This window comes from Afifella sp. H1R (assembly GCF_021462425.1).
GTDB classification, from domain to species: Bacteria; Pseudomonadota; Alphaproteobacteria; order Rhizobiales; family Afifellaceae; genus Afifella; species Afifella aestuarii.
On sequence record NZ_JAKEDY010000001.1, the window covers coordinates 1,838,212 to 1,861,500 of the forward strand.

A 23,289-nucleotide genomic window follows, 5' to 3' on the forward strand; every position below is an offset into this window, starting at 1 on the left:
GGAGCCCCCGCAATGGATGAACTGCTTCGCGAGTTCCTGACTGAGACGAACGAGAGCCTGGACGTCGCCGACGTCGAGCTCGTGAAGTTCGAGCAGGAACCGAACAACGCTGCCATTCTCAACAACATCTTCCGCCTCGTGCACACCATCAAGGGCACCTGCGGCTTTATCGGCCTGCCTCGCCTGGCGAAGCTTGCCCATGCTGCCGAGACGTTGATGGACAAGTTCCGCGAAGGCGTGCCCGTCACGCCGGCAGCGGTGAGCCTCGTCCTCAAGACCATCGACAGGATCAAGGACATCCTGGCGAAGCTCGAAGAGAACGGCGGGCAGGAGCCGGAAGGAAGCGACGCAGATCTCATCGAGCTTCTGGAAAAGATGGCGGCGGGTGAAGCTGTTTCAGAGGAAGTCGTCGAAGAGGCCGAGGTGACCGTCGGTACCCTCGTCGACCAGGTGCTGGAACGTCCGCTGATGCCGGGCGAAATCCCGCTCGACGAATTGGAGCGGATCTTCCGCGAGACGGAAGTTGAAAACCCGGCTGCCAAGGGGAAAACGAAGGCTAAGAAGGCTCCGGCCAAAGCCAAAGAAAAGGCCTCTCCCGCAGCTGCGCCTGCAAAGAAGGAAGAGCCCGAGACAAAGGCACCGGTCGCCAAGACGCCCGAAACTCCGGCCAAAAAGCCGGGCGAAGAGCAACCTGCCGCGAACAACAACAGCTCGAGCGTCTCTTCACAGTCGATCCGCGTCAATCTCGATGCCCTCGAGCATCTGATGACGATGGTCTCCGAGCTGGTTCTGACCCGCAATCAGCTCATGGAGATCGCGCGCCGTCAGGAAGATTCCGACTTCAAGGTCTCGCTGCAGCGTCTGTCGACGGTGACGGCCGAGCTCCAGGAAGGCGTCATGCGCACCCGCATGCAGCCGATCGGCCATGCGTGGCAGAAGCTGCCCCGCATCGTGCGCGACCTTGCGCAGGATCTGGGCAAGCAGATCGAGCTGGAGATGGTGGGCGCGGAGACCGAGCTCGACCGCCAGGTTCTCGACCTGATCAAAGATCCCCTCACCCACATGGTGCGCAACTCCGCCGACCATGGTCTGGAGACGACGGAAGAGCGCCGCCTCGCCGGCAAGCCCGAGAAGGGGCTGGTGCGGCTGTCCGCCTTCCACGAAGGCGGCCACATCATCATCGAGATCACCGATGACGGTCGCGGCCTCAACACCGACCGCATCCGCGAGAAAGCGCTGGAAAACCGTCTGGCGACGGAAGCCGAGCTCGCCAAGATGTCGGATGCTCAGATCCATCGCTTCATCTTCCACGCCGGCTTCTCGACGGCGGAAAAGGTGACGAGCGTGTCCGGCCGTGGCGTCGGCATGGACGTCGTGCGCTCCAACATCGAGATCATCGGTGGCAATGTCGACGTGCGCTCCACGCAGGGCAAAGGCTCGACCTTCGTCATCAAGATCCCGCTTACCCTGGCGATCGTGCCGGCTCTGATCGTGGAAGTTGCCGGCGAGCGTTTTGCGGTGCCGCAGTTGGCCGTGGTTGAGCTCGTCCGTATCCAGCCGGATTCCGAGCACAAGATCGAACGTCTCAAGGACGCGCCCGTCCTTCGGCTGCGCGACAAGCTCCTGCCGATCGTTCATCTCGGTGCGCTTCTCGGCAGCGTCAAAGACGAGGTCGCAGACCAGGAGAGCGGCTTCATTGCCGTCATGCAGGTCGGCAATCAGATCTTTGGCGTCATCGTCGACGCGGTCTTCCACACCGAAGAAATCGTGGTGAAGCCGATGTCGTCCATGCTGCGCCATATCGGCATGTTCTCCGGCTCGACCATCCTTGGCGATGGACGCGTGATCATGATCGTCGATCCGAACGGTGTCGCCCAGCAGGCCGCAAGCAGCATCGATCAGACGATCGCCACGGCCACCGCCGACGCCGAAGAGCAGGAGGAATCCAACGACGCCGTTTCCATGCTCGTCTTCCGGGCGGGCGATCGCGAGCCGAAAGCGGTGCCGCTGTCGCTCGTCACGCGCCTTGAGGAATTCGAGACCGAAAAAGTCGAATGGGCCGGCGGTCAGCCGATCCTCAACTACCGCGGTGCGCTCATCCCGCTCGTCTACGTCAACCACGAGGTGGAACAGCGCACGACGGGAACCCAGCCGATGCTCGTCTTCTCCGACAACGGCAATACGATGGGCCTCGTGGTCGACGAAATCGTCGACATCGTCCAGGAGCCGCTCAATATCGAGCTTCCCTCCGAAACGCCGGGGCTTCTCGGCAGCGCTGTTCTCGGCGGCAAGGCGACGGATATCGTCGACATTTCGCACTTCCTCGAGATCGCCTTCCGCGATGCTCCCGAACAGGCCGAACGCAAGGGCAAGAAGCTTCTCTTCGTTGGCGGCAACGTCTTCTACCGCAACATGGTGGAGCCGATCCTGCGCAGCGCCGGATATCGGGTGTCGCTGGCCTCGAGCGCGGAAGATGCCCTCGCCCAGATTACGGAAGGGCATCGCTTCGACCTCGTCGTCACCGATCTCGACACGCCGGCGATGGACCCGGCCGCCTTCGCGGCCGCCGTACGCGGTCAGGCGGACATGCAGCATGTCCCCTTGATGGCCCTCGGCAGCGCCAAGTCTCGGGTGCGCCCGGGTGAGGAGAACCTCATCGGCTTCGATCGCATCGCCACCAAGGTCGATCGCAGCGAACTCATCGCGGCGATCAAGCAATGCGCCCCGATCTATGGAGAAGCAGCATGAGCCAGCATAACGTCCACGACGTGCGGACGTCGGCCGCCAATCAGTATGTCACCGTCCGCATTGGTGGCCAGCGCTTCGGCCTCCCGATCGCAGCGGTCCACGAGGTGTTCGTCCCCGAGCAGGTGACACGCGTTCCCCTCGCTCCGAAGGAAGTGGAAGGCGTCCTCAATCTGCGCGGACGCATCGTCACCACCATCGATCTTCGCCAGTTGCTCGGCTTCCCGCCGAGCGACGCGAAGGAAAAGATGGCCGTCGGCATCGAGTACAAGAGCGAATCCTTCGGCCTCATCATCGATGAGGTCGGCGAGGTCATGCACCTGGAAGAGACGCTCGAGCCCTGCCCCCCGAACCTTGACCCGCGCTGGGCCGAGATCGTCAAGGGTGTCTATCACGTCTCGGGCGAACTCATGTTGATCCTGGACGTCGAGGCAGCCCTTGCCCGCGTAACTGTCGCTCTTGCTGCCTGACACGAGCAGCTTTCCAAGGAGCCCGCGATGAAAACCTGCCTTGTGGTGGATGATTCCTCCGTTGTTCGAAAGGTGGCCCGGCGCATGCTGGAAGAGATGAGCTTCCAGGTGCGCGAAGCCGACAATGGCGAGACCGCGATGGAGCGGTGCCAGGAAGCGATGCCGGATGCGATCCTTCTGGATTGGAACATGCCGGTTACCGACGGCCCGCATTTCCTCCGGGCTCTGCGCAAGCGGCCGGACGGAGAAGCACCACGCGTGATCTTCTGCACGACAGAAAACGATCTCGATCACATCGCGCGCGCCATCGAGGACGGTGCCGACGAATACATCATGAAGCCCTATGACGCCGAGATCCTGCGCGAGAAGCTGGAATCCGTCGGCATTCTGGCGAGGGCAACATGAACGCGATCGCCGCACCTCCGCCTGGCGCCCGCCCCGCTGCGGTCCGCCCGAAGAGCGACGAGCCTATCCGTGTCATGGTGGTCGATGATTCCGCGTTCATTCGGGGCATCCTCTCCCGCTGGATCTCCGAGGAACCGGATCTCACCCTCATCGCCTCCCATCCCAACGGGCGGCGGGCGGTAGATGACGTGGTCCGCTCGCAGCCCGATGTCGCCATTCTCGACATCGAGATGCCGGAGATGGATGGGCTGCAGGCTCTGCCCCTCATTCTCGAAAAGCGACCGGGCACGGCCGTCATCATGGCCTCGACGCTCACGCGCCGCGGCGCCGAGGTCAGCATTCGTGCTCTGACCTTGGGAGCGGCCGATTACGTCCCGAAACCCGATTCCACCAACGGCCTCCTGGCCGCGGCCGACTTCCGCCACGACCTGATTTCCAAGGTGCGCAGCCTGGGTGCGGGTGTGCGTCGCGGCAAGAGCTTCCGCACGCCGGCTCCGGCAACGGCCAGGCAGGCGCCGGGCACATCGGCACCAGCGGCCGCACGTGCGCCTGCCATTCCAGCCGCGGCCAAGCCCAAGATCCGTCTGCGTCCCGCATCGATGAGCGCGGTGCGTGCCCTGGCGATCGGCAGCTCCACGGGCGGTCCACAGGCACTGACGCGCTTCTTCACCGATGCCGGCAGTGCCCTCACGACCATCCCGGTGTTCGTGACACAGCACATGCCGCCGACCTTCACCACGATCCTGGCCGAGCACATCGCCAAGGCGTCGGGTCGTCCGGCCGCCGAAGGGATCGATGGCGAGCCCGTGCGTCCCGGTCACATCTACGTGGCTCCGGGTGGCAAGCACATGCTTGTGGCAAAATCGAACGGCACCACGGTGATCAAGCTCTCGGATGCACCGCCCGTCAACTTCTGCAAGCCGGCAGTGGATCCGATGTTTCAATCGATCGCTGACATCTATGGCAGCGCCACCCTTGCACTCGTTCTCACCGGCATGGGCTCCGACGGTGCCAAGGGAGCAACCATCATCGCCGACGGCGGCGGTGCCGTCATTGCGCAGGACGAAGCTTCGAGTGTGGTCTGGGGCATGCCAGGCGCGACCGCAGAGGTCGGAGCCTGCTCCGAAATTCTACCGATAACGGAAATCGGACCCCGCGTGGTTCGGCGAATCTCAGGGGGACGCTCATGATCACACCTGCGGACTACGAGTTCTTCCAGAGATATCTGAAGGCGCAATCGGGCCTCGTGCTGCAGGAAGGGAAAACCTACCTGCTCGAGTCCCGTCTGCTTCCGGTAGCGACGCATTTCGGGCTGCCGAGCATCGCAGCACTTGCCGCAAAGTTGCGGCAGGGCTCCATGGACATCGGCAAGGCCGTCGTCGATGCGATGACGACCAACGAGTCTTTCTTCTTTCGAGACAAGACACCGTTCGACCTGTTCAGCGACGTGATGCTGCCGACACTGTTGCGCAATCGCCCCGTCACGCAGCCGTTGCGCATCTGGTGCGCAGCAGCCTCCTCCGGCCAGGAGCCCTACTCTCTCGCCATGATCCTTCGCGAGAAAGTGGGGATGGTCGGCGGTCGCAAGGTCGAAATCATCGCGACCGACATTTCCGACGACATGCTGAAACGGGCGAGCGCCGGCATCTACACGCAGTTTGAGGTTCAGCGTGGCCTCCCGGTCCAGCTCCTCCTCAAATACTTCAAGAAGAGTGGAGAAAACTGGCAGATTTCCGACGATATCCGGCGCATGGTGACGTTCAGAAATCTCAATTTGCTGCACTCCTTCACGACCCTCGGCATGCTCGACATCGTCTTCTGCCGTAATGTGCTGATCTACTTCGACGCGGCCACGAAGGGTGACATTCTCGATCGGGTCTCCCGCAATTTGCGGCCGGACGGCTATCTCGTGCTCGGCGGCGCCGAGACGGTCGTTGGTGTGAGCAGCAAGTTCACGCTCGTCCCCGGCCAGCGCAACCTCTACGGGCTGGCAGCAAACCAATCGGCCGTCGTCGCGGCCTGATCAAAAGCCGCTCCGCACCCATGCGGAGCGGCTATTTCTTTCACGGGCATGCCACCGCGCATCGGCTGGTCTATAAACGATGAGGGATCCGTGATCGGCTCAAGCTTCGGCTTGCCAGGATAGGTCCGCCAGAGTACCTTTTAGGCGAAGCGGCAGCGAACTGGCGGCGCCTGCCGCGGCTCCCACGCCGCCAGCGAAGACCGGCCCGCCTCCATGACAAGAAAGCTACTCCTCGTCCTCATCGTCGCGGCTCTCATCGTCGGCGTCGGTTATTCCTATTGGCCCGAAATCAGGGCCATGGTGACCGGCGAGAACGAGAACGCAGCCCTCGCCTCGAGCAACGGCCGGATCGAAGCGGTCGAGATCGACATCGCAAGCAAGACGGCCGGCCGCCTGCAGGACGTCTATGTGCGAGAAGGCGACTATGTCGCCGCCGGCGAAAAACTCGCCAAGATGGATACCGCTACGCTTGAGGCGCAGCTGCGCGAAGCCGAGGCACAATTGCGCTCTGCCGAGATCGGCATCGAAACGGCGAACAGCCAGGTCACGCAGCGCCAGGCGGAAAAAGAAGCCGCCGAAGCCACCGTCGCACAGCAAGAGGCGACGCTCGAAGCCGCGGAAAAGCGCCTCACCCGCAGCCAGACCTTGCAGGAACGCGGCACCGGTTCCGTGCAGCAATACGACGACGACAAGGCCGCTTTCGAAGGCGCGAAGGCCGCCCTTGCCGCGGCAAAGGCCAAGGTGGCGGCTGCCGATGCGGCTCTCGGCTATGCACGCTCGGGCGTCGTGACGGCGGAGGCGCAGGTGGACGCGATGCGTGCCACGGTCGAGCGGATCAAGACAGATCTCGACGACAGCACCCTCACATCGCCGCGGATCGGGCGCGTACAGTACCGCATCGCCGAGCCAGGCGAAGTGGTAAATGCCGGCAGCGCGATTTTGAACCTCGTCGACCTGTCGGATGTCTACATGACCTTCTTCCTGCCGACACTTCAGGCGGGTCGCGTGGCGCTCGGTGCCGAAGCCCGCATCGTCCTCGACGCCGCCCCGCAATATGTGATCCCGGCGACCATTTCCTACGTCGCCGATGTCGCTCAATTCACGCCGAAGACGGTGGAAACCGCCGAAGAGCGGCAGAAACTGATGTTCCGCATCAAGGCCCAAATCCCCACCGACCTTCTGAAGGAACATATCCGCTACGTGAAAACGGGGCTGCCGGGGATGGCCTATGTGAAGATCGACGGCAGCGCCGAGTGGCCGGATAACCTCAAGGTCAATCTGCCGCAAAAGGGCGCGCCCGAGCCTGAGCCCGGGGGCGCGATGACGGGCGCAGAATGAAGCCGCCCCTGCCCATCGCCCCTTCTGACAGCGAGACGCCCCCGCCCGTCGCGACCCTCGCGCATGTGGGGCTGCGCTTTGGTGCCACGCAGGCGCTCGACGATATCACGCTCGACATTCCGGCCGGCCGCGCCGTGGCGCTCATCGGCCCCGACGGCGTCGGCAAATCGAGCCTCTTTTCCCTCGTCTCCGGAGCCCGCCGCATCCAGAAGGGCGAGGTTGAGGTGCTCGGCGGCAGCATGAAGGATTCCAGCCACCGCGCCGCCGTCTGCCCGCGCATCGCCTATATGCCGCAAGGGCTCGGCAAGAACCTCTATCCGACACTGTCGGTGTCTGAAAACCTCGATTTCTTTGCCCGCCTCTTTGGCCACGGAAAGGCGGAGCGCGAACGCCGCATTCACGAGCTGACCGAAGCCACCGGCCTTGGCCCCTTCCTGACGCGCCCGGCGGGAAAGCTATCGGGCGGCATGAAGCAAAAGCTCGGCCTTTGCTGCGCGCTCATTCACGATCCCGATCTCCTTCTCCTCGACGAGCCGACGACCGGCGTCGATCCCCTCTCCCGCCGTCAATTCTGGGAACTGATCGACCAGATCCGGGCCGACCGCCCGACCATGAGCGTCGTGGTCGCCACCGCCTATATGGAAGAGGCTGCACGTTTCGACTGGCTCGTCGCCATGGATGGCGGGCAGGTGCTCGCGACGGGAACCGCGGACGAGCTTCTGGCAAAAACCGGAACGCAGACGCTCGAGGCCGCCTTCATCGCGCTTCTGCCCGAGGAAAAGCAGGCCGGTTATCAGCCTGTCGTCATCCCGCCGCAGGCACAAGAGAACAACGGCGTCCCCGCCATTGAGGCGGAAGGGTTGACCATGCGCTTCGGCGCCTTCACCGCCGTCGACCATGTGAGCTTTCGTATCCCGCGCGGCGAGATCTTCGGCTTCCTCGGCTCCAATGGCTGCGGCAAAACCACGACGATGAAGATGCTGACCGGCCTGCTCGCCCCCTCAGAAGGCAGGGCCTTTCTCTTCGGCGAAGAGGTCGATCCGCGCGACCTCACCACCCGAGAGCGGGTGGGATACATGTCGCAAGCCTTCTCGCTCTACACCGAGCTGTCGGTGAAACAGAACCTCGAGCTCCATGCCCGTCTCTTTCGGGTGCCGGAGGCAGACATTCCGGCGCGCATCCGCGAAATGGTGGAACGTTTCGACCTCGCCGAAATCCTCGACGATTTTCCCGATTCCCTGCCGCTCGGGCACCGTCAACGTCTCTCGCTCGCGGTCGCCATGATCCACAAGCCGGAGATGCTCATCCTCGACGAGCCCACCTCCGGCGTCGATCTCGTCGCGCGAGACGCGTTCTGGCGGATGATCGTCGAGTTATCGCGACGCGACGGGGTGACGATCTTCATCTCGACGCACTTCATGAACGAGGCGGCACGCTGCGACCGCATTTCGCTCATGCATGCCGGCAAAGTGCTGGTGACCGACAGGCCGAAAGACCTGGTCGAAAAGTGCGGAGCCGCCTCTCTCGAAGATGCCTTCATCTCCTATCTGGAAGAGGCGGGGGCGGATGAGGAACAGGCGCCGAAGACGGCTGCACTCGTCACCCAGGATCCGGCGCCTGAGACGCGACCCGCACGCCGCTTTTTCGATCTCCGGCGCATGGCGAGCTATTCGCGCCGCGAAAGCCAGGAGGTGCGCCGGGACCCGATCCGCCTGACGCTCGCCATCGTCGGCAGCGTGATTTTGATGTTCATCATGGGCTACGGCATCAGTCTCGACGTGGAGGATTTGAGCTTCGCCGTCCTCGACCGAGACCAGACCGGCCTGTCGCACGATTATGCCTTCAACATCGCCGGTTCACGCTACTTCATCGAGAAACCGCCGATCACGAGTTACGAAGATCTCGACCAGCGCATGCGCGCCGGAGAAATCGGTCTGGCGATCGAAATCCCGCCGGGCTTCGCCCGCGATGTCGCGCGCGGCGACAATGTCGAGATCGGCGCCTGGATCGATGGCGCCATGCCGACACGGGCGGAGACGATCAAAAGCTATGTGCAAGGGATGCACACTCAGTGGCTGCTCGCCAAGGCGAAGGAAACCGGCCGCTCGACCGGCCTTGCCGGTCTCGTCGATCTCGAGACCCGCTTCCGCTACAATCCGGACGTGAAGAGCATCGTCGCCATGGTGCCGGCGGTGATCCCGATCCTCTTGATGCTGATCCCCGCAATGCTCGCGGCTTTGAGCGTCGTGCGCGAAAAGGAGCTCGGCTCCATCGTCAATTTCTACGTGACGCCGACGACGAAGCTGGAATTTCTGCTCGGCAAGCAGATCCCCTATGTCATTCTCGGTTGGCTGAGCTTCTTGCTTCTGACGGCACTCGCCGTGACGGTTTTCGCAGTCCCCTTCAAAGGCAGTTTTCTCGCGCTTGCGACGGCGGCCTTCCTTTACGTGTGCTCGGCAACCGCTCTCGGCCTCTTCATGTCGACTTTCATGAAAAGCCAGATCGCCTCGATTTTCGGGGTGGCGATCCTGACGATCCTTCCGGCCGTCAACTTTTCCGGCCTGACCGACCCGGTCTCGGCGCTCGAAGGTATCGGCAGACTGGTCGGAGAGATCTATCCGACGGCGCATTTTCTCACGATCGCACGCGGCACCTTCTCAAAGAGCCTCGGATTCTCGGAGCTGAGCGGAGCTTTCCTGCCGCTGGCGCTCGCGACCCCGGTGCTCCTTGCCGCCACCGCGCTTCTCCTCAAAAAACAGGAGCGGTGACATGCGGCTCGCCAATGTCGGCAATCTCGGGGTGAAGGAACTGCGCAGCCTGGTGCGCGATCCGATGATGCTCATCCTCATCGTCTATGCCTTCACGCTTGGCGTCTATGCAGCGGCCACCTCGATGCCGGAAAGCCTCAACCGCGCCACCATCGGCATCGTCGACGAGGACCGATCACCGCTCTCGACGCGCATCGTCTCGGACTTCTACCCACCCTATTTCGTTCCTCCGAAGATGATCACCGCTTCGGAAATGGACCAGCGGATGGACGCCGGCCTCGACACCTTCGCGCTGGTCATCCCGCCTGATTTCCAGCGCGACATGCTGGCCGGGCGCACCCCGGCTCTGCAGCTCAATGTCGATGCGACGCTCGTCACCCAGGCCTTCACGGGATCGGGCTATATCCAGTCGATCGTTCTGGGAGAGGTGGAGGATTTCGCCCGCCATTACCGCGCCGTCGATCAGCTTCCGGTCGAATTGGAGCTGCGGGCCCGCTTCAATCCGCTCCTCGACCGCGCCTGGTTCGGCTCCATCATGGAGGTGATCAACAACATCACGCTCCTGTCGATCGTGCTGACGGGAGCCGCCCTCATCCGCGAGCGCGAGCATGGCACGGTGGAGCATCTTCTCGTCATGCCCGTGACGCCGTTCGAGATCATGGCAGCCAAGATCTGGGCGATGGGCCTCGTCGTCGTCGTGTCCTGCTTCCTGTCGCTCACCGTCGTCATCGAGGGGCTTCTGTCGGTGCCGATCGAAGGCTCGATCGCGCTTTTCCTGGCGGGCACCGCGCTGCATGTCTTCGCCTCGACATCGATCGGCATCTTCCTGGCGACGCTGGCGCGATCGATGCCTCAATTCGGGCTTCTGCTGATCCTCGTCCTTCTGCCGCTCGAGATGCTCTCAGGCGGTATGACGCCGCGCGAAAGCATGCCCGATATCGTCCAGACGATCATGCTCGCGGCACCGAACACGCATTTCGTCTCGCTCGCGCAGGCAATCCTTTATCGCGGCGCAGGCTTCAGTGTCGTGTGGCCGCAATTCCTTGCAATCGCAGCGATCGGAGCGGTCCTCTTCACCCTGGCGCTGACCCGCTTTCGCAAGACGATCACGGAAATGGCGTGAGCTTCAGCCGATCGCAAACGCACCGGAGAGATCGACACGGGCGGGTGCGAAAGCGGTCTCGAACGCGCTGAGATGCGCCGGATCGGCAAAGGCCGGAACCACCGTTGAGGCGTTCACGGCACGCGCCAGACGTACGTTCTGCGGCAATGTCGGATGCACGTTGTAGCGGCGGAAAACGGCGTTCCCTTCCTGTACCATTTTGTACCCGCGCGTCGATTTGTGCAGATGACCGGTAAAGACGACGGAGAGGTCGCGCATTTGGCGATCGATAATCTCCCCGCTCACACCGAAATCCCCATCGGCATCGGCGGCGAGAAAGACGTCAGCCTTGGCCCCGGGATCGGCCGCATCATCTGCGCTTTCGGCGAGGCGCCCGGCGCGTTCCGCCACGCCCGGCGCGGCAAACGCGCGATCGGTACCCGCGATGCGCCGAAGATATGTTCGTACGTTCTCATCGATCGCAATCTTGCGCCCGGCCTCGTCGGCAATCAGAGCCATCTCGATGCCGCGCCCATCCGGAGGGACCGGGATGAGCACACGTCCGCTTGCCGTGAGCTGCAGAACATCACCGATTTGCGCCGACCGCGGCTCGTCCGCATCGCCGTAGGAGGCATCGAGAACGATGGTCGCCGCTTCAGGCGGCGGATCGAAGGCGAAGACGTTCGATTCATCCGTATGGTCGCCCATATAGATGAAGCCACCGGCGACATCGAGGAAGGTCCAAACCCCGCCGATCGCATGCCCGTTGCGCCCGGTCTTCGCGCGAAGGCCGGCGATTTCCGTCTCGCCCTGCGCAGGGAGTTCCCACGCGTTGGCCGGCCGGTCGATACGCGCAAGCACCGATCCGCTCGCATAGAGTGCCGGATTGCCGAGCGTCTCCAGGCTGTCGAGCGCACCGATATGGTCGAAATGCCCATGGCTGATGACGACGGCATCGACTTTGCCGACATTTGAAAGATCGGCACGTCGGCCGGTCGCCTTCTCCTCTCCGAGATCGAAGATGATGCGCCGCCCCTCCGCCTCGACGAGAAAGGTCGCCGGCTGTTTCGGGCCGAGCCCGGACAGCGCCTTGAACGTCAACGCCATCACGCGCGTCCCGCCGGCAGCAACCAGCCATCGCGCACGGAAATTCTGACAGCCGCGCCTTCCTCAGGCGGCAGACCATGGCATTCGAGCCTCAAAACATGTTCTCCTTGTTCGATTTGCGCCGACACGATGGTCGCCGCCCCTTGGAAAGCCGCTGCGGTGACGCGCGCTTCCATACCGGCACCATCCAGCGCGAGGTCGGCAGGCCGGACGCAGAGAAGGCGCTCTTCACCGGCCGTCGCCCGCCCTCTCACCCGCATCTGCGCACCAAAGGCTTCCGCGACGATGAAGCCGTTCTCATGGCCGAGAACCGTCACCGGCACGACCATGCCGCGCCCAACGAAACGCGCCACCATCTCGGTCGCCGGCTCCGCATAGAGCTCCCGCGGCGCAGCCACCTGCTGCAAGGCACCGCGATCCATCACCGCAACCCGATCGGCAAGCGCCATCGCCTCGCTCTGGTCATGCGTCACGTAGACGAAGGTGGCGCCGATCTCACGGTGAAAGCGGCGAAACTCGATCTGCATCGCCTCACGCAGATGCGCGTCGAGATTGGCGAGCGGCTCATCGAGAAGAACGACAGAGGGCTGCATGGCAAGACAGCGGGCAAGCGCGACTCGCTGTTTCTGTCCGCCCGACAGCTCCGCCGGTTTGCGCCTGGCGAGGCCGCCAAGACCCACGAGTTCGAGCGCATCCTCGACCCGCCGGCGGCATTCGCTGGCGTCGAGACCGCGCACCTTGAGTGCGAAGCCGACATTGTCGGCGACCGACATATGCGGCCAGAGCGCATAGGATTGAAACACCATGCCGACGTTGCGCTCTTCCGGCGGCAACGCCCAGCCCGCCCGCGCCACAACCTCGTCGCCGAGATGCAATTCGCCCGAATCCGGCACTTCGAAGCCGGCGATCAAGCGCAGAAGCGTGGTCTTGCCGCAACCGGAAGGCCCGAGAAGCGCCAGGAACTCACCATTTTCGATGGCAAGGTCGACCGCACGCAGGGCGTCCGTCTCGCCGAAACGCTTCCCGAGACCCGAGGCTCTCATCCCCGCCATGGCACAACTCCGGAAGGCAGCTTTCGCGCAAAGAGGGCCGCGACGCCGGCAAGCCCGAGTGCTGAGATCAAGGCGAGCGTCGCAAGAGCCGCGGCCGCCGTCGTGTTTCCTTCCCGATGCAGGAAGAAGACCATGACCCCGAGCGTCTCCCATCCGCTCGACCACAAAAGCGCCGAGACGGTGAGCTCATTGAAAGCCTGCATGAAAATGAGAAGCCCACCGGCTGCGAGCGTCGGCGCGAGAAGCGGCGCGACGACGGCCTTGAGGCGTGTGAGCATGCCGGCACCGGCAGCGCGCGCCGCCTCGTCCATGCCCGGATCGAGGCTTTCCATGGCAGCGACCGTCGGGCGCAGAACGAGGGCGAGAAAACGGGCGAGATAGGCGACCAAGATGATCCAGCCGGTATTGTAGAGGCTGACGCCGAGACCAGGAAGCGGCGGCAGGAAGACGACGATAATGGCGATGGCGAGCACCGTGCCGGGAATGGCATAGGGCGCATCGGCGAAAAGGTCGAGAAGGCGCGCGAGCGGACGCCGCTCGATCACCGAAAGATAGGCGAGCGGCAGCGCCACAGCCGCGCTGATCATCGCGGCCGAAAGCGCGAGAGCGAAACTGTTGATAAAGGCACGCTGCGCCGCCTCGTAGCCGAAAAGCACGAAGCGGTAATTCTCCAGCGTCAACGTCTCGAGCGACAGTGGCACGCCAAGCGCCGGCAACAGCGAGGTGCCGACGAGGGCGAAGAGCGGCAGGATGGCGATGACGGCCAGAAAGGCGAGAAACACGCCCTCGACCGGCAAACGCGCGCGGCCGAGCGGGAACGGCACGAGCGGCGCACTGGTGCGTTCCACGGCAGCTCCGAAACGCCGCGCGACGAGGCTGCGAATGAGAAGGCCAGCAGCGGCGATCAGAGTCAGAATGACGGCAAGGGCCGCGACCTGACCAAGCACCTGCGGCCCAAAACCTTGCAGGCGCTGATAGATGAGCGTCGTCAGCATCGTGTAGCGCCCCGGGATGCCGAGAAGTGCCGGCACACCGAAATTGCCGATCGAAGCGACGAAAGCGAGTGCAGCCCCGCTCAGGACGGAGGGAAAGGCGAGAGGCATCAAGATGCGCATGACGATACGAAGAGGCCGGGCGCCGGCGAGCTGCGCCGCTTCGACGATATCCATGGGTAACGAAGAAAGCGCCGCGCGCACCGTCAGAAAGACGAGAGCCGCATGCTCGACGCCCATGACGATGACGATGCCCCATTTGGAGTAAAGCGGGTTGGTCATGCCGGGCTCGGGCGCAAGCCCGAGCGGCGCCAGGATCGGGCTCGTCGGACCCGTGAGCTCGATCCAGGCGAGTGCCATGATCTGCGACGGGATCAGGAGCGGCAAAAGCAGCATGAAGACGATCGCGCCCTTCCACCGCATATCGGTGAGGACGAGGAGCACGGCGGCAACGGCCCCGATCACGACGGAGACGAGCGTGGAGAGAAACGACGCCTCGAGCGTATGGCTCAGGGCGCGGATCGCCGAGCGGCTTTCCCATTGATCGAGGAACGTGCCGAAAAGCACGCCCTCCTTGTTGGGCGCCAGTGCCTCGGCGAAGAGTTGTCCAAGCGGCCACAAAGCGAAGGCCGCAAGATAGAGGGCAACGAGAACGAGGAGGAAATGGCGCTCAAGCAAGCGCAAGAGAGGCAGGCGCGAGGAGGCCGCGCCCGCCGTACCGACATCAACCGCCGAAGAGCTCAGCGAAGTTCTCCTTGTTGGCCTGGTCGTTTTCAAGAAGCGTCTCGGCGTCTGTCGGCAGGATCTTGAGGCTGCCGACCTTCGGATATCCTTCGGGCGGCGTCACATCGTCGAAGATCGGGAAATAGCCCTGAGCCACGGACTGTTCCTGCGCTTTCCTGGAAAGCTGCCAATCGACGAAGGCTTTGGCGGCTTCCGCATTGTCGGTCGACTTCAGGATCGCCACGGGCTGCGAGATCGCGGTCACGCCCTCTTGCGGAAACACGAACTCCACCGGCGAGCCCTTTTTCTTGGCGTTGAAGGCCATGTATTCGATCATGATGCCATAGGCCTTCTCGCCGCGGGCGACGGCCTCGATGACGGAGCCATTGCCCTGCCCGGCGATGGCGCCGTTGTCGGCGAGCGCCTCGTAATAGTCCCAGCCGAACTCGGGCTGCTGCACCATGGTGCCGACGTGGATGACGGCGGCGCCTGAATAAAGCGGCGACGGCATGGTCGTCTTGGAAGCGACGTCTTCGGCCTTCAGGTCCGCCCAGGAGGTCGGCGCCTTATCGACGAGATTGGTGTTGTAGACGATGCCGGTGGTGATGAGCTTGGTACCGAAGAAGGTGTGGTCGGGATCGATGAGCGCGTCGGGAATATCGGCGATCGGCGCATCGTCATAGGTCATCAGCCGGCCGTCATTTTTGAGCTGCGTCATGGCGACGGCATCGGCGATGAGCACAACATCGGCGGGCGAGGAACCTGCGGCGAACTCCGCGAGCAGCTTGTTCATCACCTCGGTCGTCCCGGAGCGGAAGAGCTCTACCTGAACGTCCGGATAATCCTTGTTGAAGGCCGCAATCACGCTCTGCATCTGCTCGCTCGGCTGCGAGGTGTAGACGGTGAGCGTGCCCGAGGGCTCTGCGGCAGCGCTGCCGGCCATGCCGAGGGCAAAGGCCGCAGCCGCAAGCCCGAGGATTGGCTTCATCATGTTGGACGTCCTTTTGAGGTAGAGGCGGAGAATCCGCCACCGGCTAACAGAGCCATGTGACACTTGTCTAACGCTCTTGCCTGCCTCGGATACAGCCTTGCAAGAGCGACACAAACGCCTCCCCCGCCACATCGATCGGACCTGAATTGTCGATGACGGTGACGTCCTCGCCGGTGACCGAGACGAGATCGGCCCGATCGAGACGGCGCGCGATTTCCTCCGAGCTCTCGCGCCCGCGCGCGTTGAGCCTTTCAAAAAGAACATCCCGACGCGCATGCACGACGACGACGCGCAATGGCCGGTATCTCGCGCGCGCCGGCTCAATCGCCATGCGCGAGACGTTAACGACGACCGAGGACCCGCCGGCGAGATCCGCCTCGATCGCCTTCGGGATGCCATAGGCGAGCCCATGCGCCTCCCAGGAGAGAGCAAAGGCCCCCGCAGCCGCCGCTTTGGAGAACTCCGTTTCGCTCATGGTGAGATTGTCTTCGAAATCACTTTCGCTCCGCGTCACCGTGCGACGCGGGAAAACCACGGAAGGCACATCCAAAAGCCTCTGCCGCGCATAGTCGATCAGACTGTCCTTGCCGGCCCCGCTCGGACCGACGACCAGCACCAAGGTGCCGGTGCGAAAAGGCTGTGGATCATTCACGCGACGCGACGCCCCTGGCGCCAGACCGACCGCACCACAGGCACGCCGTCGTCGAAACGCACCTGAACGAAATCGGCGCGCTTGCCGGGCGCAATCACCCCGCGGTCGTCGAGCCCGACCGCTTTTGCCGGATTGGCCGAGACCATGGCGACGGCTTGCGGCAGATCCACACCCTCGACGACCTCCGATATCGCGAACACCGCCTGGATGAGGCTGAAAGGCACGTAATCGGAAGAAAGCACGTCGAGGAGGTTCTCCGCGGCGAGCTCGGCTGCGGCGACATTGCCGGAATGCGAACCGCCGCGCACGATGTTGGGCGCCCCCATCAAAACCTGCATACCCGCCTCTTTGGAAGCGCGAGCCGCCGCGACGGTCGTCGGAAACTCCGCCACATGCACACCGAACTCGATAGCCTCGGCGACATGGGCCTCAGTCGCATCGTCATGGCTTGCCAGCCGGATGCCACGCTCACGACAGAGATCGGAAATGAGCTTGCGGTGCTTGGGCGACCAGCGTCCGCCCTCCGCCATTCGGCGATCGACGAAGCGCTGAAACGTCTCGTCATCCATACCGGTCTTGCCCTGGTAATAGATCCTGTAGGCGTCGAAGCTCGCGAACTGTCTTTGGCCGGGCGTGTGATCCATCAACGAGACGAGCTTGACCCGCGGGTCGTTCTCGAAGAGCGCAAACCCATCCATCACGTCGGAGGCGGAGACTTCGCATCTGAGATGCACGAAATGCTCGGCTCTGAGCCGGCCCTTGTCCTGGCTCTCCTCGATCGCATCGGCAAGCCCGCGCATCTCCTGGACCTGGACGCGCGCATCCTCGTCGGCGCCGACCCGAAGCGCATCGAGCACCGTCGTGATACCGGAGGTCGCGACCTGCGCATCATGCGCCTGCACGGCAACGGCCGGATTCCACCGGACACCAGGGCGCGGCGCGAAATGGCCCTCGAGATGATCGGTGTGGAGCTCCACAAGCCCCGGCAGCAGCCAGTCACCCTCAAGATCGATACCACCCGCCCCTGTCCCAGGATCGGCGATCTCACGGATCGTCTCCCCGGCGACGATGAGATCGCCGTCTTCAACCGAATCGGCAAGGACCATGCGGGCGTTGCGAAAAACGATTTCGCTCATGTGTTGGGTTTTCTTTCGCTGGGCCCGCGCAGATTGCAGCGGGCGTGAACTTGAAAAAAGGCTCCACGCTCCGGCTCGGTGAGAAGCGAGACGCCGTCGAGCGCGAGCGAGGTTTCGATGACGGAACCGAAATGCTGGTGAAGCGCCCCCTCCACAATCGAGCGTCGCTCGCCTGAGACCGGGCCAGTCAGTGTCATGTGGAAACGGAATTCATCGAAGACATAAGGATAGCCCCAGCGATCGAGATAGTCGCGCTGGCGTTCGGTGAGCTCCTCCGGCCTGCGGCGTGCGCGATCTTCATCGCTCAGAGGTGCGCGAAACGGCTCAAACGCTTCCACCGCCGCGTCCGCGAGCGCGCGGACCTCGGGCACGTCATTCTGCGGCACGAGCGCAAAGAAGGGCCCGATGGCGCGGATCTCGAGCGGCCCGAGTTCGATGACACCATGTTCGGCGCAGAAGTTGCGCAACGCCTGATCCACATCCTCCTCCGACGCGCCGTCGACGAGGGAGAACGGCGGCTTCAACGTGGCGTGAAAGCCATAACGCCGCGGCGCCTCGGTGATGGCGCGCACTTCCTCAGCGCTCAAGGCACCCACAGCCTTTTGCTGGACCGGACCATCGGACAGATCACGGCCGATCCAGTCATTGGCGGCCTGGGTGATCGGATGGTCGACGGCTGGAGTGAAATAGATGGCGACGCGCATGGGGATCTTTCGTTGGTGTCTCCTCAGATCACCACTTTGCGCAATTGTGCCGAAAGGATGTCCACGATGGAGACGGTGACGATGACGATCAGGATGATCGCCGCTGTCTCGGCGTAGAGGAAAGAGCGGATCGATTCAAACAGCACCTGGCCGATACCACCCGCCCCGACGATGCCGAGAACCGTCGCCTGACGCACATTCGTCTCGAAGCGATAGAGAGAAAACGAGATCCACAAAGGGGCGACTTGCGGCACAACGCCGAAGACAATCTCCTGCAGGCGCGTCGCGCCGGTGGCGCGGATGCCCTCGACGGGCCTTGGATCGATCGCCTCCACCGCCTCCGAGAAGAGCTTCGCGATAATACCTGTATTATGCACGAAAAGCGCCATCACCCCGGCGAAAGGGCCGAGCCCGACCGCGGTGACGAAGAGAACGGCAAAGACGAGCTCGTTGATGGCGCGGGTCGCATCCATCAGGCGACGCACCGGCTGCACGATCCAGATCGGCGCGAGGTTCGACGACGACAGAAGCGCGAAGGGAATCCCGAAGACGATCGCCAGCACCGTGCCCCAGACAGCGATCTGCACGGTGAGGATCATCTCCTCGACGTAATAATGCCAGTCCCGGAAGTTCGGTGAGAGAAAGCCGCCGGCGTAGTCGGCCATATTGCCGGCATCGGTGAAGAGGTTGAGGAAGCGCACCATCTCGGCCGGTCCCCAGCTCCAGATCAGCACCAGCGCGATGCCGCCCCAGACGATGGTGCCATAGAGCCGCTGGGTAAAGCCGCGCGGAGGAACCGGAATTTTCTTCTCAGCCTGTGTGGCAACCGCCATTCGTCTCTCCAGTGAAAAGCGCCGGACCTCGGGTCCGGCGCCAAATCAACAAGGGTTGCAGCCTCAGGCCTGCGGAACCTTGTCCATCAGCTTTTCGATCTCGGCCTTCTCGGAATCGAGCTTTTCGAGGTCGCTCTTCTTCTCATCGTCCGACATCGTGTCGGCCGCTTCGATCTTCGCTTCCTGCTTGGTGATTTCCATGATGCGGATCGGGTAGAGCTGCGCATCGGAAGACGGCTTGAACGGCGCCCAGCCAAGACCCTCGAGGACTTCACGCGCTCCGGCGACCTCTTCGGGCTTGCCGAGGCGGCCGTAGCTCATGATGAAGGTGTAGACTTTGCGCTTGGTCTCCTCGTCGAGATCCTTGCGCCAGACGAGCGGATCGGACGGGATCAGCGGCGACTGCCAGATCACTTTGATCTTCTTGCGCGCTTCCGGCGCCGTCACTTCCAGGCGGCGGAGGTTTTCCGTGTTGTTGGCGGCGACGTCGACCTGACCGTTGGCCGTCGCCATGGCGTTCGCCTCATGATTGGCGTTGCGCACTGTCTTGAAGCAATCCTGCGGCGTCACGCTGTTCTTGGCGAAGATGAACGTGGTCGGTACGAGGAAGCCGGAGGTGGAGTTCGGATCTCCGATGCCGAAATCCAGCGACTTGTCGCATTTCAAGACGTCGTCGAGCGAATTGATCTTGTCGTTGTCGGCTTGCGTGATCAGCACCGACCAGTAGCCGGGATTGCCTTCCACATCGACGGTCTGCGCGAAGATCTCGCCATTGGCGCGATCGACGGCCTCCATCGCGGACTTGTTGCCGTACCAGGCGACATCGACCTTGCCGAAACGCATGCCTTCGATGACGCCGGCATAATCGGAGGCGAAGAAGGCGTTCACCTTGAGGCCCGTCTGCTCGGACATCTCCTCAAGGAACGGATCCCAGACCGTCTTCAGGTTCTGGCTCGATTCCGTCGAGATGATGCCGAAGTTCAGTTCCTGCTGATCCTGCGCAAACGCGCCGGATGTGCCGAACGCAGCCAGGAGGGCGGCGGCGGCAATACCTTTCGTCAGTCGATTCATGTCTCACTCCTCGATTGCTCCGCCGCGGGGGCGGGAATTCACCGCCTCGTGGCGGATCAAGTCACAGCCAATTCGCGGGCCATCTTGGCGACGGCGGGCTCGGGGCGTTTCGCTGGCTGCGACCGTTCGGGTGGCGCGCCCGGCAGCACGAGTTCCTCGCTCGCATCGCCGTAAATCTCGCGCAGGAAATCGTCGGTCAGGGCTGCGGAGGGGCCGTCGAAAGCGACCTCACCGTCGCGCAAAGCCAGGGTGCGCGGACAATAAAGGCGCGCATATTCCACCTGATGCAGGGAGACGACGACGGTGATGCCGTCCGCACGGTTGATCTCACCGAGCGCCTCCATCACCCGACGCGCGGAGGCGGGATCGAGAGAGGCGATTGGCTCGTCGGCAAGGATGACCTTGGCCCCCTGGACGAGCGCGCGCGCGATCGCCGCACGCTGCTGCTGCCCGCCGGAGAGCGTCGACGAGCGTTGCCGCACCGTCTCGGCAATGCCGACACGGGAAAGCGCCTGCATCGCCTTCTCCTGCTCGCCCCGCGTGAAAAGGCCGAGCGTTCCGCGCCAGGCCGGCACGCTACCGAGGCAGCCGACGAGCACATTGGTCAGGACCGACAGGCGCCCGACCAGATTGAACTGCTGAAAGATGACGCCGATCTCACGCCGGATGCGGCGCGCATCGTGCGACAGACGGCCGTCCACCTGCATGATGCGGTCGAGCACCGTCACGCGGCATTCGTCGCCGCTGCCGCGCTCCAGACCGGCGATATGGCGGATGAGCGTCGATTTGCCGGAGCCGGAGGCGCCGATCAGCGCCACCATCTCGCCCGGCGCGACATCGACACTGACATTGCGCAAGGCGAGCGTCTTGCCGTAGCGCTTCGACAGCTTTTCGACACGAACTGCAGGAACATTCGAAGGAGCGGTTACGGGCATCGGCCTCACCTGCCCGGCCTGCCGGGCTTATCGATAACCGTTCCCTAACAGCCGACCTTATCGCTTCGATTTCGCTTTCATGACATTTCGAAGTCGCCGGAAAAGCCTCGGGAGAGGTCACGCAAGCAACTGATCAGACGGCCTTTTCTTCGTACTTTACGAGAAACTTCTCGACCGAAAGCGCCCGGAAATCCGCCAGCGCCGCGCGAAGGCAGGCATGCGGCCAGTCCCACCAGGCAAGCTTCTGAAGGCGCTCCGCAATCTCTTCGGGAAATCGCCGCTTGATGACCCGCGCCGGCACGCCACCGGCGATCTCGTAGGCGCCGACAGAACGGGAGACGACGGCGCCGGCCGCAATGACCGCTCCATCGCCAACCGTCACGCCCGGCAAGAGGATTGCGCCATGGCCGATCCAGACATCGTTGCCGATCGTGATGGCGTTCGCCTCGCGCCAGGCGAAAAGCCCCTCATCGGCTTCCGCATCGTCGAAGTAGTCGTTCGAGCGATAAGTGAAATGGTGCTGGCCCGCCCGCCACATCGGATGGTTGGAGGCGTTGATCCGCACGTTCTGGGCAATTGAGCAGAACTTGCCGATCGTCGCGCGCGCCACGTTGCCGTCCTCGGTGATGTAGGAATAATCGCCAAGGGACGAGTTCTGGAGCTGCGTGCGCGCGCCGACCGCCGTATAGCGCCCGAGCCGGCTGTCGGTCACCACCGCGTCTGGCGCAACGAGCGGCGTCTCCGAAAGCTTCGTCATGCAGCGGCTTTCGGAGCAAACGCGGTCACGTCGACCTCACGATCGGCCACGGCGGCGCGCATCTCCGCATCATGAAAGATCCCGAGGAAGCTACGACCCGCAGCTTTTCCCTCTTCGATCAAGGCAACCACCACATCCCGGTTTTTGGCATCGAGCGAAGCCGTCGGCTCGTCGAGAAGCAGGAGTGGATGGCCGGCGATGAAGCCGCGGGCGATGTTCACGCGCTGCTGCTCACCGCCGGAAAAGGTGGCGGGCGGCAGATGCCAGAGCCGTTCCGGCAGGTTGAGGCGGGCAAGAAGCGCGTCGGCCTTGGCGAGCGCCTCCTCGCGGGAAGAGCCGCGCTCCACGAGCGGCTCGGCGACGAGATCGCGCGAGGCGACGCGCGGCACGACTCGCAGGAATTGGCTGACATAGCCGAGCGTGTCGCGACGAACCGCCAGCACACGCCGCGGATCGGCCGTGGCGATATCGATCACATCCCCCTCGCCGGCGACACGGATCGCGCCGCGATCGGTTGAATAATTGCCGTAGATCATCTTGAGGATCGAGCTCTTGCCGGCACCGGACGGCCCGCCGAGCACGACGCATTCGCCGGGCATGAGCGTAAAGGAGACGTTTTCGACGACCGGAATGTGGATGCCGCCGCGCAAATGCATGGTGAAGCTCTTGGTGACGTCTATGAGTTCAAGACGGGGCTGCATCGCTCACACCTGCAGGATCGAAGAGACGAGAAGCTGCGTGTAGGGCGCATGCGGATCGTCGAGGACACGGTCCGTCAGCCCCTCCTCGACCACCTCCCCCGCCTTCATCACCATGATGCGGTGGGAGAGGAGCCGGGCGACGGCGAGGTCGTGCGTGACGACGAGCGCCGCCATGCCGAGATCCGCAACGAGCGCGCGGATGAGATCGAGAAGCCGCGCCTGCACGGAGACGTCGAGCCCGCCCGTCGGCTCGTCCATGAAGACGAGGCGGGGCGCGGTCACAAGGTTGCGGGCGATCTGCAGGCGCTGGCGCATGCCGCCGGAAAAGCCGCGCGGATCGTCGTCGATGCGGTCGGCGGGCACCTCCACGCGCTCGAGCCAGGAGCGCGCCGAACCGCGGATCTTGCCGTAATGCCGGTCGCCGATCGCCATCAGCCGCTCGCCGACATTCGCCCCGGCCGAGACGTTCATCCTGAGCCCGTCGGCCGGGTTTTGATGAACGAAGCCCCAATCGGTGCGCATCAGGAATCGCCGCTCCGCCTCGCCGAGCGCAGCAAGATCGCGCACGACACCGTCGCGCATACGGTAAGAGACGCGGCCTGATGAAAGCGGCAATCGGCCGGAGACGCAGTTCAACAATGTGGTCTTCCCGGAGCCGGATTCGCCGACGACGGCGAGAACTTCGCCCGGATAGAGGTCAAAGGAGACGTCTCGGCAGCCGATGCGCGGCCCATAAAAGCGCGTCAGCCCATCGACGGAAAGAAGCGGCGCATCATCCAACAGC

The 23,289-nt window shown here is 63.5% G+C and carries 21 protein-coding genes; 8 read left to right on the forward strand and 13 right to left on the reverse strand.

Annotated elements, in window-relative coordinates; all coding sequences use genetic code 11:
• Positions 1 to 12 precede the first annotated feature (12 nt).
• From L0F51_RS08790 to L0F51_RS08825, 8 genes are all read left to right on the forward strand, one after another.
• Positions 13 to 2,748 (forward strand): chemotaxis protein CheW, encoded by a 2,736-nt coding sequence (locus L0F51_RS08790; protein WP_234628814.1) that lies wholly within the window; start codon positions 13 to 15, stop codon positions 2,746 to 2,748.
• Positions 2,745 to 3,215, forward strand: coding sequence for a chemotaxis protein CheW (locus tag L0F51_RS08795; protein ID WP_234628815.1), 471 nt, complete (start codon positions 2,745 to 2,747; stop codon positions 3,213 to 3,215). Before L0F51_RS08790 ends, L0F51_RS08795 begins: the two co-directional genes overlap by 4 nt.
• Before the next feature lie 27 nt (positions 3,216 to 3,242).
• Positions 3,243 to 3,620, forward strand: a complete 378-nt coding sequence (locus L0F51_RS08800; RefSeq protein WP_092810289.1) for a response regulator — start codon at positions 3,243 to 3,245, stop codon at positions 3,618 to 3,620.
• Positions 3,617 to 4,810, forward strand: coding sequence for a chemotaxis response regulator protein-glutamate methylesterase (locus L0F51_RS08805; RefSeq protein WP_234628816.1), 1,194 nt, complete (start codon positions 3,617 to 3,619; stop codon positions 4,808 to 4,810). Before L0F51_RS08800 ends, L0F51_RS08805 begins: the two co-directional genes overlap by 4 nt.
• Entirely contained in the window at positions 4,807 to 5,643 is an 837-nt protein-coding gene (locus L0F51_RS08810; protein ID WP_234628817.1) for a protein-glutamate O-methyltransferase CheR, read from the forward strand. The genes L0F51_RS08805 and L0F51_RS08810 overlap by 4 nt, the downstream gene beginning before the upstream one ends.
• A 213-nt stretch (positions 5,644 to 5,856) precedes the next feature.
• Entirely contained in the window at positions 5,857 to 6,981 is a 1,125-nt protein-coding gene (locus L0F51_RS08815; protein WP_234628818.1) for an HlyD family secretion protein, read from the forward strand.
• On the forward strand, positions 6,978 to 9,749 hold the full coding sequence (gene rbbA, locus L0F51_RS08820) for a ribosome-associated ATPase/putative transporter RbbA (RefSeq protein ID WP_234628819.1): 2,772 nt from the start codon (positions 6,978 to 6,980) through the stop codon (positions 9,747 to 9,749). The genes L0F51_RS08815 and rbbA overlap by 4 nt, the downstream gene beginning before the upstream one ends.
• A 1-nt stretch (position 9,750) precedes the next feature.
• Positions 9,751 to 10,872: an ABC transporter permease gene (locus L0F51_RS08825; RefSeq protein ID WP_234628820.1), complete on the forward strand. Its 1,122-nt coding sequence runs from the start codon at positions 9,751 to 9,753 to the stop codon at positions 10,870 to 10,872.
• Between the two features lie 3 nt (positions 10,873 to 10,875).
• Here L0F51_RS08825 and L0F51_RS08830 read toward each other — a convergent pair whose 3' ends face one another.
• The 13 genes from L0F51_RS08830 to phnK all read right to left on the reverse strand — a co-directional run bounded on the left by L0F51_RS08830 (position 10,876) and on the right by phnK (position 23,285).
• Entirely contained in the window at positions 10,876 to 11,958 is a 1,083-nt protein-coding gene (locus L0F51_RS08830; RefSeq protein ID WP_234628821.1) for an MBL fold metallo-hydrolase, read from the reverse strand.
• A complete protein-coding gene (locus tag L0F51_RS08835) occupies positions 11,958 to 13,010 on the reverse strand; it encodes an ABC transporter ATP-binding protein (RefSeq protein WP_234628822.1) in 1,053 nt (350 codons plus the stop codon). The genes L0F51_RS08830 and L0F51_RS08835 overlap by 1 nt, the downstream gene beginning before the upstream one ends.
• Entirely contained in the window at positions 12,998 to 14,686 is a 1,689-nt protein-coding gene (locus L0F51_RS08840) for an iron ABC transporter permease (protein ID WP_234628823.1), read from the reverse strand. Before L0F51_RS08840 ends, L0F51_RS08835 begins: the two co-directional genes overlap by 13 nt.
• Before the next feature lie 40 nt (positions 14,687 to 14,726).
• A complete protein-coding gene (locus L0F51_RS08845; RefSeq protein ID WP_234628824.1) occupies positions 14,727 to 15,716 on the reverse strand; it encodes an ABC transporter substrate-binding protein in 990 nt (329 codons plus the stop codon).
• A gap of 67 nt (positions 15,717 to 15,783) precedes the next feature.
• Entirely contained in the window at positions 15,784 to 16,368 is a 585-nt protein-coding gene (phnN, locus tag L0F51_RS08850) for a phosphonate metabolism protein/1,5-bisphosphokinase (PRPP-forming) PhnN (RefSeq protein WP_234628825.1), read from the reverse strand.
• Complete coding sequence (locus L0F51_RS08855) at positions 16,365 to 17,504, reverse strand: alpha-D-ribose 1-methylphosphonate 5-triphosphate diphosphatase (RefSeq protein ID WP_234628826.1); 1,140 nt, start codon at positions 17,502 to 17,504, stop codon at positions 16,365 to 16,367. Before L0F51_RS08855 ends, phnN begins: the two co-directional genes overlap by 4 nt.
• A complete protein-coding gene (locus L0F51_RS08860) occupies positions 17,501 to 18,208 on the reverse strand; it encodes a DUF1045 domain-containing protein (protein WP_234628827.1) in 708 nt (235 codons plus the stop codon). The genes L0F51_RS08855 and L0F51_RS08860 overlap by 4 nt, the downstream gene beginning before the upstream one ends.
• A 23-nt stretch (positions 18,209 to 18,231) precedes the next feature.
• Positions 18,232 to 19,041, reverse strand: a complete 810-nt coding sequence (gene phnE, locus L0F51_RS08865; RefSeq protein ID WP_234628828.1) for a phosphonate ABC transporter, permease protein PhnE — start codon at positions 19,039 to 19,041, stop codon at positions 18,232 to 18,234.
• Between the two features lie 63 nt (positions 19,042 to 19,104).
• Entirely contained in the window at positions 19,105 to 20,112 is a 1,008-nt protein-coding gene (gene phnD, locus L0F51_RS08870; protein WP_234628829.1) for a phosphonate ABC transporter substrate-binding protein, read from the reverse strand.
• Positions 20,113 to 20,168: 56 nt separating this feature from the next.
• Positions 20,169 to 21,047 carry a phosphonate ABC transporter ATP-binding protein gene (gene phnC / locus L0F51_RS08875; protein ID WP_234628830.1) on the reverse strand — a complete coding sequence of 293 codons (879 nt, stop codon included), beginning with the start codon at positions 21,045 to 21,047 and terminating at the stop codon, positions 20,169 to 20,171.
• 133 nt (positions 21,048 to 21,180) lie between these two features.
• Entirely contained in the window at positions 21,181 to 21,804 is a 624-nt protein-coding gene (locus L0F51_RS08880) for a DapH/DapD/GlmU-related protein (RefSeq protein WP_234628831.1), read from the reverse strand.
• Positions 21,801 to 22,505 (reverse strand): phosphonate C-P lyase system protein PhnL, encoded by a 705-nt coding sequence (gene phnL, locus L0F51_RS08885; protein ID WP_234628832.1) that lies wholly within the window; start codon positions 22,503 to 22,505, stop codon positions 21,801 to 21,803. The genes L0F51_RS08880 and phnL overlap by 4 nt, the downstream gene beginning before the upstream one ends.
• 3 nt (positions 22,506 to 22,508) lie before the next feature.
• A complete protein-coding gene (phnK, locus tag L0F51_RS08890; RefSeq protein ID WP_234629385.1) occupies positions 22,509 to 23,285 on the reverse strand; it encodes a phosphonate C-P lyase system protein PhnK in 777 nt (258 codons plus the stop codon).
• Between the last annotated feature and the right edge of the window lie 4 nt (positions 23,286 to 23,289).

Coding starts and splice junctions, on each gene's coding strand:
- L0F51_RS08790 (WP_234628814.1), top strand. CDS start 13: ATGGATGAACTGCTTCGCGAGTTCCTGACTGAGACGAACGAGAGCCTG.
- L0F51_RS08795 (WP_234628815.1), top strand. CDS start 2,745: ATGAGCCAGCATAACGTCCACGACGTGCGGACGTCGGCCGCCAATCAG.
- L0F51_RS08800 (WP_092810289.1), top strand. CDS start 3,243: ATGAAAACCTGCCTTGTGGTGGATGATTCCTCCGTTGTTCGAAAGGTG.
- L0F51_RS08805 (WP_234628816.1), top strand. CDS start 3,617: ATGAACGCGATCGCCGCACCTCCGCCTGGCGCCCGCCCCGCTGCGGTC.
- L0F51_RS08810 (WP_234628817.1), top strand. CDS start 4,807: ATGATCACACCTGCGGACTACGAGTTCTTCCAGAGATATCTGAAGGCG.
- L0F51_RS08815 (WP_234628818.1), top strand. CDS start 5,857: ATGACAAGAAAGCTACTCCTCGTCCTCATCGTCGCGGCTCTCATCGTC.
- rbbA (WP_234628819.1), top strand. CDS start 6,978: ATGAAGCCGCCCCTGCCCATCGCCCCTTCTGACAGCGAGACGCCCCCG.
- L0F51_RS08825 (WP_234628820.1), top strand. CDS start 9,751: ATGCGGCTCGCCAATGTCGGCAATCTCGGGGTGAAGGAACTGCGCAGC.
- L0F51_RS08830 (WP_234628821.1), bottom strand. CDS start 11,958: ATGGCGTTGACGTTCAAGGCGCTGTCCGGGCTCGGCCCGAAACAGCCG.
- L0F51_RS08835 (WP_234628822.1), bottom strand. CDS start 13,010: ATGGCGGGGATGAGAGCCTCGGGTCTCGGGAAGCGTTTCGGCGAGACG.
- L0F51_RS08845 (WP_234628824.1), bottom strand. CDS start 15,716: ATGATGAAGCCAATCCTCGGGCTTGCGGCTGCGGCCTTTGCCCTCGGC.
- L0F51_RS08855 (WP_234628826.1), bottom strand. CDS start 17,504: ATGAGCGAAATCGTTTTTCGCAACGCCCGCATGGTCCTTGCCGATTCG.
- L0F51_RS08860 (WP_234628827.1), bottom strand. CDS start 18,208: ATGCGCGTCGCCATCTATTTCACTCCAGCCGTCGACCATCCGATCACC.
- phnE (WP_234628828.1), bottom strand. CDS start 19,041: ATGGCGGTTGCCACACAGGCTGAGAAGAAAATTCCGGTTCCTCCGCGC.
- phnD (WP_234628829.1), bottom strand. CDS start 20,112: ATGAATCGACTGACGAAAGGTATTGCCGCCGCCGCCCTCCTGGCTGCG.
- phnC (WP_234628830.1), bottom strand. CDS start 21,047: ATGCCCGTAACCGCTCCTTCGAATGTTCCTGCAGTTCGTGTCGAAAAG.
- L0F51_RS08880 (WP_234628831.1), bottom strand. CDS start 21,804: ATGACGAAGCTTTCGGAGACGCCGCTCGTTGCGCCAGACGCGGTGGTG.
- phnL (WP_234628832.1), bottom strand. CDS start 22,505: ATGCAGCCCCGTCTTGAACTCATAGACGTCACCAAGAGCTTCACCATG.